At 38.0% G+C, this 17,060-nt stretch carries 14 protein-coding genes, 3 tRNA genes and 1 pseudogene; 2 read left to right on the top strand and 16 right to left on the bottom strand.

Going from position 1 to position 17,060, the window contains the following annotated elements; genetic code table 11:
* Positions 1-3 precede the first annotated feature (3 nt).
* From IYQ91_RS00365 to IYQ91_RS00335, 7 genes are all read right to left on the bottom strand, one after another.
* Positions 4-918 carry a LysR family transcriptional regulator gene (locus IYQ91_RS00365; protein WP_022525128.1) on the bottom strand — a complete coding sequence of 305 codons (915 nt, stop codon included), beginning with the start codon at positions 916-918 and terminating at the stop codon, positions 4-6.
* Between the two features lie 188 nt (positions 919-1,106).
* Positions 1,107-1,760, bottom strand: coding sequence for a 3-oxoacid CoA-transferase subunit B (locus tag IYQ91_RS00360; RefSeq protein ID WP_195672743.1), 654 nt, complete (start codon positions 1,758-1,760; stop codon positions 1,107-1,109).
* 1 nt (position 1,761) lies between these two features.
* Positions 1,762-2,484: a CoA transferase subunit A gene (locus IYQ91_RS00355; protein ID WP_003030281.1), complete on the bottom strand. Its 723-nt coding sequence runs from the start codon at positions 2,482-2,484 to the stop codon at positions 1,762-1,764.
* A gap of 18 nt (positions 2,485-2,502) precedes the next feature.
* Positions 2,503-3,282: an enoyl-CoA hydratase/isomerase family protein gene (locus IYQ91_RS00350; protein ID WP_003029670.1), complete on the bottom strand. Its 780-nt coding sequence runs from the start codon at positions 3,280-3,282 to the stop codon at positions 2,503-2,505.
* 299 nt (positions 3,283-3,581) lie between these two features.
* Positions 3,582-4,760 carry an acetyl-CoA C-acetyltransferase gene (locus IYQ91_RS00345; protein WP_195672742.1) on the bottom strand — a complete coding sequence of 393 codons (1,179 nt, stop codon included), beginning with the start codon at positions 4,758-4,760 and terminating at the stop codon, positions 3,582-3,584.
* A gap of 15 nt (positions 4,761-4,775) precedes the next feature.
* Positions 4,776-5,624 carry a 3-hydroxybutyryl-CoA dehydrogenase gene (locus IYQ91_RS00340; protein ID WP_003024438.1) on the bottom strand — a complete coding sequence of 283 codons (849 nt, stop codon included), beginning with the start codon at positions 5,622-5,624 and terminating at the stop codon, positions 4,776-4,778.
* A gap of 94 nt (positions 5,625-5,718) precedes the next feature.
* Positions 5,719-6,927 carry an acyl-CoA dehydrogenase family protein gene (locus tag IYQ91_RS00335; protein ID WP_195672741.1) on the bottom strand — a complete coding sequence of 403 codons (1,209 nt, stop codon included), beginning with the start codon at positions 6,925-6,927 and terminating at the stop codon, positions 5,719-5,721.
* A gap of 360 nt (positions 6,928-7,287) precedes the next feature.
* Here IYQ91_RS00335 and IYQ91_RS00330 point away from each other — a divergent pair, with 360 nt between their 5' ends.
* Positions 7,288-8,604, top strand: a complete 1,317-nt coding sequence (locus IYQ91_RS00330; protein WP_195672740.1) for an FAD-containing oxidoreductase — start codon at positions 7,288-7,290, stop codon at positions 8,602-8,604.
* A gap of 202 nt (positions 8,605-8,806) precedes the next feature.
* On the opposite strand, the gene IYQ91_RS00325 is transcribed toward IYQ91_RS00330, so the two are convergent.
* Both IYQ91_RS00325 and gyrA read right to left on the bottom strand, forming a co-directional pair.
* Positions 8,807-9,550, bottom strand: coding sequence for a class A sortase (locus IYQ91_RS00325; protein WP_049508490.1), 744 nt, complete (start codon positions 9,548-9,550; stop codon positions 8,807-8,809).
* Between the two features lie 20 nt (positions 9,551-9,570).
* Positions 9,571-12,018 carry a DNA gyrase subunit A gene (gyrA, locus tag IYQ91_RS00320; RefSeq protein WP_162614539.1) on the bottom strand — a complete coding sequence of 816 codons (2,448 nt, stop codon included), beginning with the start codon at positions 12,016-12,018 and terminating at the stop codon, positions 9,571-9,573.
* A gap of 199 nt (positions 12,019-12,217) precedes the next feature.
* Between gyrA and IYQ91_RS00315 the strand changes: the two genes are divergently transcribed.
* The gene (locus IYQ91_RS00315) at positions 12,218-13,201 is read left to right on the top strand and encodes an L-lactate dehydrogenase (RefSeq protein ID WP_003030242.1); all 984 of its coding nucleotides are present in this window, start codon (positions 12,218-12,220) and stop codon (positions 13,199-13,201) included.
* A gap of 144 nt (positions 13,202-13,345) precedes the next feature.
* On the opposite strand, the pseudogene IYQ91_RS00310 reads toward IYQ91_RS00315, so the two are convergent.
* From IYQ91_RS00310 to IYQ91_RS00280, 7 genes and pseudogenes are all read right to left on the bottom strand, one after another.
* Positions 13,346-13,750: pseudogene (locus IYQ91_RS00310) on the bottom strand (NUDIX hydrolase).
* A 66-nt stretch (positions 13,751-13,816) separates the two neighbouring features.
* Positions 13,817-13,888: transfer RNA gene (locus IYQ91_RS00305), tRNA-Arg, on the bottom strand.
* A gap of 82 nt (positions 13,889-13,970) precedes the next feature.
* The gene (gene rpsA, locus IYQ91_RS00300) at positions 13,971-15,170 is read right to left on the bottom strand and encodes a 30S ribosomal protein S1 (RefSeq protein ID WP_003024424.1); all 1,200 of its coding nucleotides are present in this window, start codon (positions 15,168-15,170) and stop codon (positions 13,971-13,973) included.
* A 162-nt stretch (positions 15,171-15,332) separates the two neighbouring features.
* Positions 15,333-15,404, bottom strand: a tRNA-Gln gene (locus IYQ91_RS00295).
* Positions 15,405-15,444: 40 nt separating this feature from the next.
* Positions 15,445-15,525, bottom strand: a tRNA-Tyr gene (locus IYQ91_RS00290).
* A 52-nt stretch (positions 15,526-15,577) separates the two neighbouring features.
* Positions 15,578-15,808 carry a DUF2969 domain-containing protein gene (locus IYQ91_RS00285; protein ID WP_022525869.1) on the bottom strand — a complete coding sequence of 77 codons (231 nt, stop codon included), beginning with the start codon at positions 15,806-15,808 and terminating at the stop codon, positions 15,578-15,580.
* 103 nt (positions 15,809-15,911) lie between these two features.
* A complete protein-coding gene (locus IYQ91_RS00280; RefSeq protein WP_275585249.1) occupies positions 15,912-16,949 on the bottom strand; it encodes a branched-chain amino acid aminotransferase in 1,038 nt (345 codons plus the stop codon).
* Positions 16,950-17,060: the final 111 nt, after the last annotated feature.

Raw genomic sequence — 17,060 nt, 5'->3', positions numbered from 1 at the left:
TTGTTAGGTATCAAGGCTCGAAATAGGCTGATAGTAACCTTTCAAAAGTTCTTCATAAACGTATGCTTCAACTTCATTATAATTTGCTTTATACGACCTACAGAACCAGATATTAAATGGAATCGGATCTTTAAAACGAACAGCTTTAAACTTATTTTTATCCACAAAATATTCTACTGGACGAGGTAAAATAGCAATCATATCATTCTTATACGTAGACTCTGTTAAAAAATCCCATGCTGATGATAAATATGTAAAATTTGTCTCTATCTTTTTATTTTTTAATTTTTCAGCTACTAATTCATAAGTAGTAAATGATTTATTAAATGTTGCTAAATCATAAGCAGCGATGTCTTTCCATTCAAGAAATTCTTTATCTGCTAAAGGATGATTTTTATCCATATAAGCTGCATATTCATCGGCTTGTATAATATATTGCTCGTACTTTTTAGCATCTAAATTAGTCGGCTCAATCAATAAAACAAAATTTAAATCACCTTCAAGAAATTTTTGGCGTAAATCCTTACTGCCTCCCTCTACGACTTGAATATTAATGTGCGGATTATCCTTGAAAAATTTAGGAAGAGCACTAGCAAAATAAACACGCAAAATCAGAGAAGGAATGCCTAAATTAATAGTTCCTTTTTGTTTTTGCGCTTCCATATGAATCATGGATTGCATTTCTTCATGACGATTGACAATTTCCGTAGCAAAACGATAAATTTTCCCACCAGCTTCTGTCAGACTTTCTAATCTTCCATTTCTACGATTAAAAAGCTGCAGTCCTTCAGTCGCTTCAAAATTTGTGACAAATTGACTCAAAGCAGATTGACTAATATGAATTTTTTTAGCAGCAATCGAAAGATTACATCCACATTCGACGATATTGATAAAGTAAGTCATTTGAATAATATCCATGTTCATCGTCTCCTATCTTTCAATATTTGTAATATAATTTGTCAGGAATAAAATAGCAACTGATCTTTTTAATATAGATGATCAGTTGCTAATAGGTTGATTAAAAACTTATCATCGATAAAGTTCGTTATAAGCATATAGTAACACACTTTATGGCAAACAGTAGCTATATTTGCTTGATAATTTAACTAGATAGACATTGTTTTTAAGTCATCTGACACGATTACTTCTCCCTCTGTCTTTTCAAGAACTTCTTCCAAAGAGACACCGGGAGCTAATTCTTTCAAAAGGAATTTCCCATCTTGAAAACCAAATACTGCTAGCTCTGTGATGACCAAATCCAAAACTTCTTTAGCTGATAAGGGCAGTGTGCATTCTTTCAGCAGTTTTGATTTGCCGTCAACGGTAGTATGTTGAATGGCCGCGATAACCCTTTTGGCACCAACTAGAAGATCCATAGCTCCCCCCATTCCTGGAGCAAACTTATCGGGGATAATCCAGTTTGCAATACTACTATCTTGGCTAACTTCTAACGCTCCTAAAACTGTAGCATCAACGTGGCCTCCACGAATAATGGCAAACGATGTTTGAAGGTCAAATAAAGATGCTCCCGGTAAAAGAGTAATGGGGGCTCCACCAGAGTTGGCCAGATTCGCATTGTAGTTTTCTTTTGTTGGTGTCTCACCAAAACGAAGAGCACCATTTTCTGCTTGAAGGATAACATTCACGCCTTCAGGAATGTAATCAGCAGAAGCGTTCGGAATCCCAAAACCAAGGTTGATGACATCTCCATCTTTAAATTCAAGAGCTACACGTCTTGCAATAATTTCTTTTGATTTCATATTAATTTACCCCTGCCAATTTTTTAGTCTCTATCCAGAGGTCGCCCATCATTTCATGATGTTCTTTAGAAGTCAAGCTTTTAACAACATAGTCTACAAGAATTCCGGGAATATATACATCGTTAGGATCAATTTCCCCAACTTCAACAATTTCATTGGCTTCAACAATGACTGTATCAGCTGCAAGAGCCAGCTGCAATGAAATATTTTTAGTTGTCCCATCAATGTATAAATTGCCATATTTATCTGACTTGGTAGCCTTAATCAAAGCAACATCAATTTTCAAAGGGTCATAAACAAGATATTCTCTGCCGTTGCGAGCTACTTTTTCATAATCTTTTTCCAAAATAGTCCCAACGCCAGTCGGAGTCAAAACAGCTCCCAAACCAGCACCCGCAGCATGAAGTCGTTCAACCACGGTTCCCATTGGTGTGAATTCAACTTCCATATCGCCACTAAAATATTCATGTTGTACGGCAGCGGAAGTTCCCACATGAGCTGCGATATATTTTTTAACTTGGTGATTTTCACACAAGCGACCAACGCCAATCTCTTTACCCGGTTGTGAGGTAACAACAGATACTATTGTTAAGTTCTGTTGATTTTGTCGAACCAATTCTTCAATGAGTTCAAATGGCTCACCCACTCCAAGAAAACCTGAGATACCTACAATATCTTCAGATTTAATGTTAGAAATTGCTTCTGATAATGTTACAATTTGCATACCAATATCTCCACTTATTTACTTACGATTGAAAACAGGCTTGCGCTTTTCTACAAAAGCACGCATCCCTTCTACTTTGTCCTCTGTAGAGAATAATAATGCTTCCGCTTCGGTTTCGAGTCTAATAGCATTTTTAAGTGGAAGTTCAGAACCAACCTGAATAACATGTTTAGCTTTCTCTACTGCTAACGGTGCATTTTTCATAATTGCAGCAGCCATTTCTTCAGCTGAAGTTAACAGTTCTTCAGCTGAAACCAACTTGTTAAGAATTCCCAGTTCGTAGGCTTCTTGACCTTTCACTGTACGAGCAGTGAAAATCAATTCTTTCGTACGGCTTGTTCCAATCAAACGAGACATACGTTGAGTACCAGCGAATCCCGGAATAATGCCCAAGCCAACTTCTGGAAAGCCAACAACTGTCTTTTCAAATCCAATACGGATATCTGTCGAAAGTGCTAATTCCATTCCTCCGCCAAGTGCATACCCATTGAGCACTGCAATTGTTGGTTGACGTAAGTCAGAAAGTCGAGTAAAAGTATTGTTTGCAAATGTCATATATTCAAAAGCTTGAATTGGCGACATCACGTCCATTTCTTTAATATCAGCTCCAGCTACAAATGCCTTTTCTCCTGCCCCTGTTACAATCACAACACGGATTTCTTCACTTTGTTCAACTTGATCAAGAACATCATTCAGATCAGTTAATACTTGAGAACTCAAAGCATTTAATGCTTCAGGACGATTGATCGTAATGTAGCCGATGCTGTTTTTTACTTCTAGTAAAACAGTTTTACTCATTTTAATGCTCCTACTTATAAAATTTGAATTATTAAGTATAATGTCAACAAATACTTGAACCCAAAATGTAAGAGCTTACAATGCTATGATATCTCATTTTTCTACTCTCGTCTACTTAATCTTAATTTATAACTCTATAAGTTTAACTTATAGAGTTATAAAAAATACTAAGACTTTTTGATTTTCAAAATAAAAAAACAAATTCTACTAAGAATCATTTAAGATAAACGTCTTAGATAGAATTTGTTTGACAGAGTAAAAAAATCAAATGGTAAATTAAATTTAGTAGGTAATTATTTTTAACGTTCTACAATGACTGCGGTGCCCATTCCTCCTCCGATACAAAGAGTTGCAAGACCACGTTTAGCATCGCGTTTTTCCATTTCATGCAACAAAGTAACCAGAATACGGCAGCCTGATGCTCCAATTGGATGACCAAGTGCAATGGCTCCGCCATTGACGTTTACTTTTTCTGGGTCAAAATTCAACTCTTTTCCGACAGCACACGCTTGAGCTGCAAAGGCTTCATTGGATTCAATCAAATCAAGGTCTTCAACTGTAAGGCCACCTTTTTCAAGTGCTTTACGAGAGGCATAAATTGGCCCACAACCCATGATTTTGGGATCTAAGCCCGCACTAGCATATGATTTAATAGTTGCTAAAACGGGGATGCCTAATTCTTTTGCTTTTTCTGAACTCATGACAACAACTGCTGCTGCTCCGTCATTGATACCAGAAGCATTACCAGCCGTGACAGTTCCACCTTCTTTAAAGACAGAACGCAATTTAGCCAAACCTTCTAACGAGGCATCTTTTCTTGGAAATTCATCCGTATCAAAAATAATTGGCTCACCTTTTCTTTGTGGAATAACCACTGGAACAATTTCTTCTTTGAAACGTCCAGCTTCAATAGCTGCCACAGCACGTTGTTGAGATTGCACAGCAAAAGCATCTTGAACTTCACGAGAAATATCATACTGTGCAGCAACATTTTCAGCTGTGATTCCCATGTGGAAATCATTAAAGGCGTCAGTCAGACCGTCGCGCAACATAGTATCAACAACTTTAGAGTCTCCCATACGAGAGCCCCAACGTTGATTTTGCAACACATATGGTGCTTGGCTCATATTTTCTGCACCACCCGCTACGATGATATCAGCATCTCCACAAAGGATAGCTTGTGCAGCCAACTGAACAGTTTTAAGCCCTGAACCACATACTTTATTGACTGTGAATGCTGGAGAAGATACAGGGATACCTGCATTGACACTCATTTGACGTGCCACATTCTGACCAAGTCCTGCCCCTAAAACATTTCCCATAATCACTTCATCAACTTGTTCAGCCTTCAAATTTGCTCGTTCCAGCACGCTTTTGATAACCAAACTTCCCAAATCAACAGCTGAAATATTTTTCAAACTTCCACCAAAAGAACCTAATGGTGTACGAACTGCTGATACAATAACTGCTTCTTTCATTTCTTGCTCCTCATCTTAGTATTTAAAGAAACCTTCCTTGGTCTTACGTCCAAGTTTATTAGCTTCAACCATTTTTTTCAACAATGGAGCAGGACGATATTTCGGATCACCAAATCCATTATTCAACACTCCCATAATAGCCAAGCAAACATCCAAACCAATCAAATCAGCTAATGCTAATGGTCCAATCGGATGGTTGGCTCCGAGTTTCATAGCTTCATCAATTTCTTCAGCTGATGCTACTCCTTCTCCAAGAATGAAAATCGCTTCATTAATCATCGGAATCAACACTCGATTTACAACAAAACCATAAGAATCTTTCACATCAACTGCTGTTTTACCGATTTTTTCAGTCAATTCGCGAACAGTTTTAACTACTTCTTCTGATGTTTGAAGTGCTTTAATTACTTCGACCAATTTCATGACAGGAGCAGGATTAAAGAAATGCATACCAATAACTCGTTCTTGATGCACTGTTGCTGCTGCAATGTCAGTAATTGACAAAGATGATGTATTGGACGCTAAAATTGTTTCTGGTGTTGTTAATTCATCTAATTGTTTAAAAATACTCAACTTAATGTCTCGGTTTTCAGTAGCTGCTTCAATAACTAACTGAACATTTTTTGCATCTTCGTATGAGGTTGAGGGAATCAACTTACTCAAAATACTATTTTTATCAGCTTCTGACAGACGCCCTTTCTCTACAGAACGTGTTAATTGCTTGGTGATATTTCCAATCCCTCTTTCAACAAATTCGTCTTTAATATCATTCAAATACACCGTAAAGCCTGATTGGGCAAAGACTTGTGCAATACCGCTTCCCATCTGACCTGATCCAATGATCATCACTTTTGAAATATTCAATTTTTTCTCCTATTCAATATTAACATTAAAAAAACTAAAATGAAAGAATAGGAACGATTGATGATCACATTCTCCAATCGCTCCTGATTCGTCATTATACAAATGCACCTAATCCAGTGATTTCACGACCAACAATCAAAGCGTTGACTTCATGAGAACCTTCATAAGTATATACAGCTTCTGCATCAGCAAAGAAACGTGCAACATCGGTTTCAAGAGTAATTCCATCGCCTCCACATGTTTCACGAGCAAGAGCCACCGTTTCACGCATAACGAGTGAATTGTGCATTTTAGCAAGAGCAGAATTTAACATCAATTCATTACCTGCTTCTTGCATTTCAGCGATACGAACCGAATAAGCGATTGCTGCCACGGCGTTTGCTTGCATTCTAGCCAATTTTTCTTGAATAATTTGGAATTTAGCAATTGGACGTTTGAATTGTTGACGATTTGTAGCGTATTTCAAGGCTGCATTAAATGAACCACAAGTTATTCCCATAGCGATATGAGCAACATCAGCACGAGTAAATGTAAGAATACGAGCTACATCTTCAAAACCATTGATGTTTACCAAACGGTCTGAGTCTGGAACTTCAACATTTGTCATTGTGATATGACCATTTCGAACACAACGAAGTGCAATTTTATGTTGAATAACTTCTACATCGTAACCAGGAGCTCCTTTGCGAACGATAAAGCATTTAATTTTGCCATCTGCAACGTCACGAGCAAATACTGGAATAACATCAGCTGTATCTGAACCACCAATCCAACGTTTTTCACCATTAAGAATCCATTTATCTCCAACACGTTCAGCAGTTGTTGCGAGTCCACCTGCAATGTCTGAACCCGAAAGTGGCTCTGTCAAAGCAAAACATCCTTGCCAATCAAATGCTGCTAATTTAGGAAGAAATTCTTTTTGTTGGCGTTCATCACCACCGAGCAAGATTGTATTATAGCAAAGTCCACCATGCACAGTATAGAATGTAGCCATTGATGTATCAAAGCGAGCCAATTCCAAGTAAAGGAATGCGATATAAAGTTCTGATGGTTTGTAGCTGCCTTCACGTCCCTCAAACAATTTAGGATTGTTCATAATTTGAGCACCTTTGGCAACTGCGTAAAATTGTTCAAATGGAAAATCAGGTTTTTCCCAATGTTCATTGATCACAGGACGAAGATGTTTTTCAATCAAACGACGAGTTTCTTGTAAGACTTCTGCTTCTCCTAGTGTCAAACCATCTGCATAGTGAAAAAGATCTTCAGGATATAATTCACGTAAAATTTCTTCTTTAGTTGCCATAGTATGGACTCCTTTATAATAATGTTATAAGAGCGCTTTCATTTCAAGGCTCAGTATTTGTTGACGCTTACATTTTATATCAGATATGATCTTGTGTCTACTTAAGAAAAATTAATCGTCCCATAAGTTTCTATTATACATATTGATTTTACTGACTTTTCAAAGGATAAAGACAAGATTTTACAAATAAAATTTTTGCAAAATCTAAAAATTTATTTGTAAAATGATTGAATTTCTAAAAATATTTTCTCTAATTTCAAAGAAATTCTTTTCCCCAATCCTTTACCAATCCTCCAGAGCAAAATGCAAGCATTTGCAAAATGAATATGTTACAATGCTTATAAAAACGGAGGAAAAATCATGTTAACATACGATTTAATTGTTATTGGTTTTGGTAAAGCTGGTAAAACATTAGCAGCAAAAATGGCAACCCAAGGAAAAAAGGTTGCTTTAATTGAACGAAGCAAAGCTATGTACGGTGGAACTTGTATCAATATTGCTTGTATTCCAACCAAAACTTTATTAGTCGCCGCAGAAAAAGAACTATCATTTGAAGAAGTAATGGCTGAGAAAAATGCGGTTACTAGCAGACTTAATGGGAAAAATTACGCAACCATTAGTAGTGCTGGAGTGGATATTATTGATGCAGAAGCTCATTTTCTATCCAATAAGGTAATTGAAATTGTAGCAGGCGACGAAAAGCAAGAGCTAACAGCTGAAAATATTGTCATCAATACGGGCGCTATCTCAAATGTTTTACCAATTCCAGGACTTACTACAACAAAAAATGTTTATGACTCAACAGGCATTCAAAATCTTGCTACATTACCTAAACGTCTTGGTATCCTTGGTGGTGGAAATATCGGTCTTGAATTTGCAGGACTTTTCAATAAGCTAGGAAGTAAGGTTACTGTCCTTGACGCTGCTGATACTTTTTTGCCACGTGTAGAGCCCTCAATTGCCACTTTGGCTAAACAATATATGACGGAAGACGGTATTGAAATTCTTCAAAATATTTACACTCAAGAAGTGAAAAATGATGGTGAAGAGGTGCTTGTCATTGCTAAAAACGAAACATTTCGCTTTGACGCTTTGCTTTATGCTATCGGTCGTAAACCAAATATCGAACCATTAAAACTTGAAAATACAGATATCCAAGTTACAGACCGCGGTGCTATCCAAGTAGATAAGCATTGCCAAACAACTGTTCCTGGCGTTTTTGCTGTTGGCGATGTCAATGGTGGACTACAATTTACTTATGTTTCGCTAGATGATTTTCGTGTCGTTTTCAATTACTTAGCTGGTGATGGCTCCTACACACTTGAAAATCGCAAACATGTACCGACTACTATGTTCATCACTCCTCCACTGGCACAAATTGGTTTGACAGAAGCTCAAGCTAAAGAACAAGGCCTGCCTTATGCAACCAAAGAAATTCCAGTTGCAGCCATGCCACGTGGACATGTCAATGCGGATCTTAGAGGAGCGTTTAAAGCTGTTGTTAATACAGAAACCAAAGAAATTCTAGGTGCTACTATCTTCTCGCAAGGTGCTCAAGAAATCATTAACATTCTAACTGTAGCTATGGACAATAAGATTCCTTATACTTATTTCACAAAACAAATCTTTACTCATCCAACTTTGGCTGAAAATCTTAATGATTTATTTGCGATTTAATCACGACTTCTGCACTTTGACAAAAATATTGTCATAAACCATTTTAATTTCATTCAGCAAAAAATAAAAGTGGGATAGGACTGAAAACTAAAAATTTTTAGCCCGTTCTCTCACTCTTGCAAAGCTTGCTCAAGTATCGCGTGACTATTTATTTCCATCATAAAAACGAGGCTGGGATATTATCGTCCCCACCTCGTTTTTATTATAGCTGCATTTGATTATACGTTTTACTAAATGCATTCAAAATTTCTTTTGGTGCGTCTTTATAAGAAGTCTCTCCTTCTAGCGTTCCTTTAACAATCGTTCGTGACGTAGCTGCAGCATCTTCACAAGTCACCAAAGTCACTTCATTGACACCTTCGCGGTCATTAATCACATCTACTCTATCAGGTGCTACATTCTCAACTGAAGTAATGGAGTAAGTATAAATTTTTTCCTTATCTGTCAGATAAATTTTCATTCCGGTTTTAGCACGATCTAAAGGAGAAAAGAGCATATTGCTTGCACCTGTAATCCCAAATACATGGTGGCTAGCCAATGCGTAATTCCCTTTCCCCATTTGCTGCGTTTCTTTCATTGTACCTGCGCCATAATAAAGACCCACATTGTCTAAGCCCTTGAAAATCGGCAAATTCATCGAAAGTTCAGGAATAGCAATTCCACCAATAACTGGTAATTGCTGTGCTTTCCATTGCGCGTTAATCACATCTTCGGTAGACAGCGATTTAACTTTATCGAAATTAAAGCTAGTTTTGGCTTTTTTATTTTGAGTGATTTTATCTTTTGAAACATTGCTCACTTGATATCGATTGGTATGCCAAACCATGATCATATTCCGAATAGAAGAGTTGAAAATAAGTGCAAGTGCAACAATGATTAACAATGTCGCAATAATGTTAATCAGAATATTTTTTCTTTTATTATGTTTTTTTCTTGTTGATGACATAACATTTCCTTTTATTTAGTTTATTCTTCATCCACTTCTTTTTCATTCTCTGCTACAACGCTTGTAAAAGTAACAATCTGTGCTCCCTTATCTAGCCGCATCACTTTAACACCCAAAGTTGCGCGCCCTGTTTGAGAAATATTGGCAACATTTGTCCGAATAATGACCCCTGTATTTGTGATAATCATCAAATCTTCATCACCATTCACAGCCATCAAACCTGCTAATGGACCATTTTTTTCAGTAATATTAGCTGTTTTCATTCCTTTTCCACCACGACTTTTCGTAGCGTATTCACTAGCTAAAGTACGCTTACCATAGCCTTTTTCAGTAATGACTAACACTTCTTGATCGTCTGAAATGACACTTGCTCCTACAACATGGTCACCCGCACGCAAATTCACTCCGCGCACGCCGGTCGCAGCCCGTCCCATGTTTCGGACTTGGTTTTCGTTAAAACGTACAGCATAACCCATTTTTGTTCCAATGATGATATCTGCTTGACCATTTGTCAAAAAGACATTGATGAGTTCATCCTCATCTTTTAAATTCAGAGCTTTCAGACCGTTTTGACGAATATTAGCGAACTCTGTTACGCTTGTCCGTTTCACAACACCATAGCGCGTTGTAAAGAAAAGGTAGGAATTATCATCATGCTCGGCTTGAACATTGATAATCGTTTGGATTGTTTCGCCTTCGTCCAATTTCAATAAATTAACAATCGGCAAACCTTTCGCTGTACGACCGTATTCAGGAATTTCATAGCCTTTCAAACGATAAACGCGACCTTTATTGGTAAAGAAGAGCAAATGATCATGTGTGCTGGTAGAAACTAGTTCACGGACAAAATCGTCATCTTTTACACCTGTTCCTTGAATACCACGACCACCACGTCTTTGCGCAGTGAATTCATCTTGGTTCAACCGTTTGATGTAACCTTTATTGGAAAGTGTAATCAAAACATCTGCTTCCTCAATGAGATCCTCATCTTCCAGAGACAGTACTTCACCAATCATTAGTTCAGTACGACGTTCATCAGAAAACTTACGTTTAATCTCTTCTAATTCTTCCTTGATAATCGCAACAACTCGTTCTGGTTTTGCCAAAATATCTGCTAAATCAGCTATCAATTTCATCAAGTCGTCATATTCAGATTGAATCTTATCCCGTTCCAATCCCGTTAAACGACGCAAACGCATATCCAGAATCGCCTGACTTTGACGTTCGGACAATTTATAGCGTGCCATCAATTCTGCTTGCGCTTCTGCATCTGTCTCGCTGTTTCGGATGATGCGAATCACTTCATCAATGTGATCTAGTGCAATCAGCAAACCAGCTAAAATATGTGCACGAGCTTCCGCCTTTTCCTTATCAAAAACTGTCCGGCGTGTCACCACTTCTTTTTGGTGTTCAATATAAGCAAGCAAAATCTCGCGTAAAGACAGAATCTTTGGCACTCCATTTTGAATCGCCAGCATATTGAAGCTAAAATTCGTCTGCATTTGCGTTAATTTGAATAAATTGTTCAAGATAACATGCGCACTTGCATCCCGCTTCACTTCAATGATAAAACGAACCCCTTCACGGTTAGATTCGTCACGAACCGCTGTAATTCCGTCAATACGTTTTTCTTGGACTAACCGCACAATATGTTCGTGAACTTTGGTTTTATTGACCATATACGGAAATTCAGTAACCACAATTCGTTCACGACCAGATTTTGTTTCTTCGATTTCCGTCCGAGCACGTAGAACAATGGAACCTTTCCCAGTTTCATAAGCGCGATGAATGCCTGATTTCCCCATAACCAAAGCGCCTGTCGGGAAGTCTGGACCAGGCAACACTTCCATAAGGTCATGTGTGGTCACATCTGGATTATCCATGACTAATTTTACAGCATCAATGGTCTCACCAAGATTGTGAGGAGGAATGTTTGTTGCCATTCCCACAGCAATACCTGTCGCCCCATTGACCAGCAAATTAGGAAAACGTGACGGTAAAACTAATGGCTCACGCTCACTGCTATCATAGTTATCTGCAAAATCAACTGTATTTTTGTTGATATCGCGTAACATTTCAAGCGATATTTTGCTCATCCGAGCTTCTGTATACCGTTGTGCCGCAGGACCGTCTCCGTCCATAGAACCAAAGTTTCCGTGACCATCTACTAACATGTGGCGGTAAGACCACCATTGCGCCATCCGCACCATAGCTTCATAGATAGAGGAATCTCCGTGCGGGTGATATTTACCCATAACATCACCCGTGATACGAGCAGATTTCTTATGTGGTTTGTCAGGAGTCACCCCCAGCTCATTCATCCCATACAATATTCTACGATGAACAGGCTTTAAACCGTCTCGAACATCCGGAAGAGCACGAGCAACAATGACACTCATGGCATAATCGATGAAACTCGTCTTCATTTCGCTCGTTAAATTCACATTTACTAAATTATTATCCTGCATTAAAAAATGCCTCTCTTCAATTTATATGACCATATCATTATAACATAAATTGGGATTTTTTTCAGTAAACACCTTCTATTGTAAAAACGTTTACATAAGATGATATGTATTATATTCGTGACAAAATGTTACAAAAGTGATAGAATAGATGTGTAAAGGGAAAACGTTCCCCAATAAAATAAAGGAGATGTTTAGCAAAATGACTCTTACTAAACAACATAAAAAAGTCATCCTTGTCGGTGACGGTGCTGTAGGTTCTTCTTACGCATTTGCTCTTGTCAACCAAGGTATCGCTCAAGAACTTGGTATTGTTGATATTTTCAAAGAAAAGACGGAAGGGGATGCTGAAGACCTTAGCCATGCTCTTGCTTTCACTTCACCTAAGAAAATCTATTCAGCAGAATATGCTGATGCGCACGATGCAGATCTTGTCGTTTTGACTGCTGGTGCACCACAAAAACCAGGTGAAACTCGTCTTCAATTAGTTGAAAAAAATCTCCGCATCAATAAAGATGTTGTTACCAAAATTGTTGAGTCAGGATTTAACGGTATTTTCCTTGTGGCGGCTAACCCAGTTGATATCTTGACTTACTCAACTTGGAAATTCTCTGGATTCCCTAAAGAACGTGTCATTGGTTCAGGTACTTCTCTTGATTCAGCACGTTTCCGTCAAGCACTTGCTGAAAAATTAGATGTAGATGCTCGTTCTGTCCATGCTTACATCATGGGAGAACATGGTGATTCAGAATTCGCTGTTTGGTCACACGCCAACGTTGCAGGTGTCAACCTTGAAAATTATCTTCAAGACGTAGAAAACTTCAATGCTGCTGAATTAGTTGACTTGTTTGAAGGTGTCCGTGATGCTGCATACTCAATCATCAATAAAAAAGGTGCAACTTTCTATGGTATCGCAGTTGCCTTAGCTCGTATCACAAAAGCTATCCTTGATGACGAAAATTCAGTTCTTCCACTTTCAGTATTCCAAGAAGGTCAATATCCTGGCGTTACAGATTGTTACATTGGACAACCAGCTATTGTTGGCGCACATGGTATCGTACGTCCAGTAAATATCCCGTTGAATGACGCTGAAAAACAAAAAATGCAAGCTTCTGCTAAACAATTAAAAGACATCATCAATGATGCCTTCTCCAAAGAAGAATTTGCTTCAGCAGCTAAAAACTAAAGAATTTCCTTTCTTACTCCTTGTTTTATCAAGGAGTTTTTTCATATCTAAAATGGATACGATAAAGTCATAATGCCGTGCAAATCAGCTTTATCGTATCCATTTATTTTATATAATCTTACTTTATCAAACATATTTATCAATTTATTTCAATATATCTTTTAAATAAGGAACAATCTTTTCATCCTTCATATCTGGCAGCGCCCGAATCCAGCGAAACGCTGTATGCTCTTCCAAATCAAGTTTAATCTCTCTATATTCCAGCAATTTTGCCTTGTACACTAGACGCGTAAAAACGATGCCCTTTGTATCATCATAACAGCTATCCTAATGAAGAATCGAACTTAATTGTATCTTTTGATTAACTTCTTCCATTGTTTCACGCACAGCTCCTTCTCGTGGTAATTCGTCTTCTTCCACGCTACCTCCTGGAATGTCCCAATATTCTGGGTACATATTTGGCAAACCACGTTTTATTTTACTTCGTTTGATGAGCAGATATTTTCCATCTTTTTCAATTAGAGCATGAACAATCAATTTCACAGGCATTGGTAATCTCCCTTGTAAAAATAAAAAATCTTGCATATAACAAGATTTATAAGCAGATAACAATTATCCACCCTGAGGGAATCGAACCCCCATCTCAAGAACCGGAATCTTACGTGATATCCATTACACTAAGGGTGGCAACTATTATAGTATACACAAAAAATGAAAAAATAACAAGTAAAAAAGGACTGAAAACATAATTCCAATCCCTTTATTTTGCTTATAATTCAATGTCACCAAACAAGTCAGCCATTGAGAATCCAGTTTGAGTTTCTGGAAGTTCAAAGTCACGTTTTTCTTGGCGTTTTTGACGACGAGGACGTGATTGACGTTTTTCTTTTTGGCTGTCTTCTTGAGCCGGACGTTCTTCAAGAGCTTTGATAGAAAGTGATACGCGTTCTGCATCAGCATTTACATCAAGAACTTTTACGGTTACTTCTTGACCAACTTTAAGCACATCTTTTGGATTTTCAACACGCTTGTGTGAAATTTGTGAAATATGGACAAGTCCGTCAATACCTGGCAATACTTCAACAAAAGCACCGAAATCTGTCAAACGTTTAACTGTACCTTCAATCACATCACCAGCAGCTAATTTTTGTTCAACACCGTCCCATGGTCCAGGTGTTGTAGCTTTAAGAGAAAGTGATACGCGTCCTTCTTCTTCGTTCAAATCAAGAACTTTTACTTCAATTTCATCGCCAACTGATACAACAGATTTTGGTGAAACGTTGCGTTCGTGTGACAATTCAGTTAAGTGAACAAGTCCGTCAACACCACCAAGGTCAATAAAAGCACCAAAGCTTGTGATACGTGCAACTTTACCAGTCACGATGTCACCAACAGCTAATTTGCTAAATACTTCAGCACGTGCTGCTGCAGCTTTTTCTTCTACTACTTCACGGCGTGAAAGAATGAAACGATTTTCTTTTGGATCCACTTCTTTAATTTTTGCTTCAAATTCTTGGCCAACAAAACGTTCAGTGTTACGAACGAAACGAGTATCTAGCATTGAAGCAGGGATAAATCCACGAAGTCCTTCAAATTCTACTGAAAGACCGCCTTTAACAGCACGAGTACCTTTTACAGTAACAACTTCTTCTTCACGTCCAACCAACTTGTCCCATGCCTTGCGAGCTTCTAAACGTTTTTTAGATACAAGGTAAGTAACTGTATCAGTATCTTTACCAACTACTTGACGAAGAACAAGCAATTCAAGTGTTTCACCTGGTTTTACAAGATCGTTAATGTCAGCTTCACGATCATTTGTCAATTCACGAAGGGTCAACACACCTTCTACACCAGTTCCAGCGATTGCAACATTAGCTTGGTTCGCATCAACAGTCAATACTTCAGCAGTAACGACATCGCCTGGCTCAACTTGGCTAACACTATTTAGCAAATCTTCAAATTCATTCATCTAAAAAAATCCTCCAACAATCAAGCATTTCTCGCTTGACATACTTATAATATTTTTCCTAAGCACCGCAATGACATTGAACTATCTTTAACGTTTCTCACCCTATAAAGAAATAAAATACCCTAAGATATTTTACCATTTATCTGATATATTACCTAAGAACTGGGGTAGCTGGATTCGAACCAACGCATGAGGGAGTCAAAGTCCCTTGCCTTACCGCTTGGCTATACCCCAAAAAGAACGTGATCATACCATTAAAAACTAAGTACGCTCATGGAGAGGGAGGGATTCGAACCCCCGAACCCGAAGGAGCGGATTTACAGTCCGCCGCGTTTAGCCTCTTCGCTACCTCTCCTGTATAATCAACAGTATTTATTATACCATTGATGAAAAGAAAACACAAGCATTTATTTCCCCAAATTATAGGTTTCAATCAATTTTTCCACGGCATTTTCAAGTTTTTTATAAAAACTATCAACATTTTCATTTTTTATGATAGCAAATTGCCCGTCTAACTCAGCAATTTGACCAATGACTTTTTTACCAATAGATAAAACATAACCTTCGTACTGGTCAGTTCCTATTTTAACTTTGCTATCTGCCAATTGGATTTCAATCTTTTTGTCTTTTTTACTCATCATATACCTCTTTCAAGTTTCTATTTTACAAAAAAATAGAAAAACTAGCAAGTGCTACGTGAAAATAAAAGCTACCTCAATCGAGAGATAGCTTCAAAAATTTTTAAACTTTTACAATCCAGCCTTCTGGTGCTTCAACATCGCCAAATTGGATGCCGGTTAATTCATTATAGAGTTTTCGAGTGACAGGTCCAACCTCTGTTTCACTATAAAAGACATGGAAATCGTCACCGTGCTGAATACCACCAATTGGAGAGATGACCGCTGCTGTACCGCAAGCCCCTGCTTCAGCAAAACGATCCAAATCATCAATTGGCACATCTCCTTCGATAGCTTTCAAGCCCAAACGATGTTCTGCTAGGTATAGAAGAGAATATTTTGTGATAGAAGGAAGGATAGATGGGCTGTACGGCGTTACAAATTCGTTGTCTTTGGTAATTCCAAAGAAGTTTGCAGATCCCACTTCTTCAATCTTCGTGTGAGTAGCTGGGTCTAGATAAATGACATCAGAGAATTTCTTTTCATGCGCTATTTGTCCTGGAAGCAAGCTTGCTGCGTAGTTACCGCCGACTTTAGCAGCACCTGTTCCATAAGGAGCAGCACGGTCATACTTGTCAGAAACGATAAAGTTTGTTGGAGTCAAGCCCCCTTTAAAGTAATTTCCAACAGGCATGGCAAATACGGTAAAAATGTATTCATCTGCTGGTTTAACACCGATGATGTCACCAACACCTAACAATAGCGGACGAATATAAAGGGTTCCTCCCGTTCCGTACGGCGGAACGTATTCTTCATTTGCACGAACCACTTGCTTCACAGCATCTACAAACATATCAGTCGGAACTTGCGGCATCAAGAGACGGTCTGAGGTGCGTTGCAGACGTTTCGCGTTTTGATCTGGACGAAATAGTTGTACACTTCCGTCTTTCGTGCGATAGGCTTTCATTCCCTCAAAAGCTTGTTGCCCATAATGAAGACAAGGAGAAGATTCGGACATATGCAAAGTAGCATCTTCGGTCAATTCTCCTTTTTCCCATTGACCATTTTTATAATAGGCAAGATAGCGATAAGGCAATTTCATATAGGAAAAGCCAAGATTTTCCCAATCAAGATTTACTGACATAACATTCTCCTTTTTAATTTTATGATTTTTATTTTACACTATTTTTAGATATTTTCAATAGTTTTTTGCAAAATTCTGAAAATTTTTTAATTTCAGTTTATAAAGACAATAAAAAATCAGCCGCTTGGA

It is taken from the genome of Streptococcus sp. HF-2466 (assembly GCF_015594645.1).
Taxonomy (GTDB): domain Bacteria; phylum Bacillota; class Bacilli; order Lactobacillales; family Streptococcaceae; genus Streptococcus; species Streptococcus anginosus.
This window is presented reverse-complemented; position numbering and strand designations above follow the sequence as displayed.

Bases quoted from the DNA above. Each gene is read 5' to 3' on its own strand.
- IYQ91_RS00335 (WP_195672741.1), bottom strand. From the start codon at position 6,927: ATGGCAACTAAAGAAGAAATTTTACGTGAATTATATCCTGAAGATCTT.
- IYQ91_RS00365 (WP_022525128.1), bottom strand. From the start codon at position 918: ATGGATATTATTCAAATGACTTACTTTATCAATATCGTCGAATGTGGA.
- IYQ91_RS00360 (WP_195672743.1), bottom strand. From the start codon at position 1,760: ATGAAATCAAAAGAAATTATTGCAAGACGTGTAGCTCTTGAATTTAAA.
- rpsA (WP_003024424.1), bottom strand. From the start codon at position 15,170: ATGAATGAATTTGAAGATTTGCTAAATAGTGTTAGCCAAGTTGAGCCA.
- IYQ91_RS00350 (WP_003029670.1), bottom strand. From the start codon at position 3,282: ATGAGTAAAACTGTTTTACTAGAAGTAAAAAACAGCATCGGCTACATT.
- IYQ91_RS00315 (WP_003030242.1), top strand. From the start codon at position 12,218: ATGACTCTTACTAAACAACATAAAAAAGTCATCCTTGTCGGTGACGGT.
- IYQ91_RS00330 (WP_195672740.1), top strand. From the start codon at position 7,288: ATGTTAACATACGATTTAATTGTTATTGGTTTTGGTAAAGCTGGTAAA.
- IYQ91_RS00345 (WP_195672742.1), bottom strand. From the start codon at position 4,760: ATGAAAGAAGCAGTTATTGTATCAGCAGTTCGTACACCATTAGGTTCT.
- IYQ91_RS00325 (WP_049508490.1), bottom strand. From the start codon at position 9,550: ATGTCATCAACAAGAAAAAAACATAATAAAAGAAAAAATATTCTGATT.
- gyrA (WP_162614539.1), bottom strand. From the start codon at position 12,018: ATGCAGGATAATAATTTAGTAAATGTGAATTTAACGAGCGAAATGAAG.
- IYQ91_RS00355 (WP_003030281.1), bottom strand. From the start codon at position 2,484: ATGCAAATTGTAACATTATCAGAAGCAATTTCTAACATTAAATCTGAA.
- IYQ91_RS00285 (WP_022525869.1), bottom strand. From the start codon at position 15,808: ATGAGTAAAAAAGACAAAAAGATTGAAATCCAATTGGCAGATAGCAAA.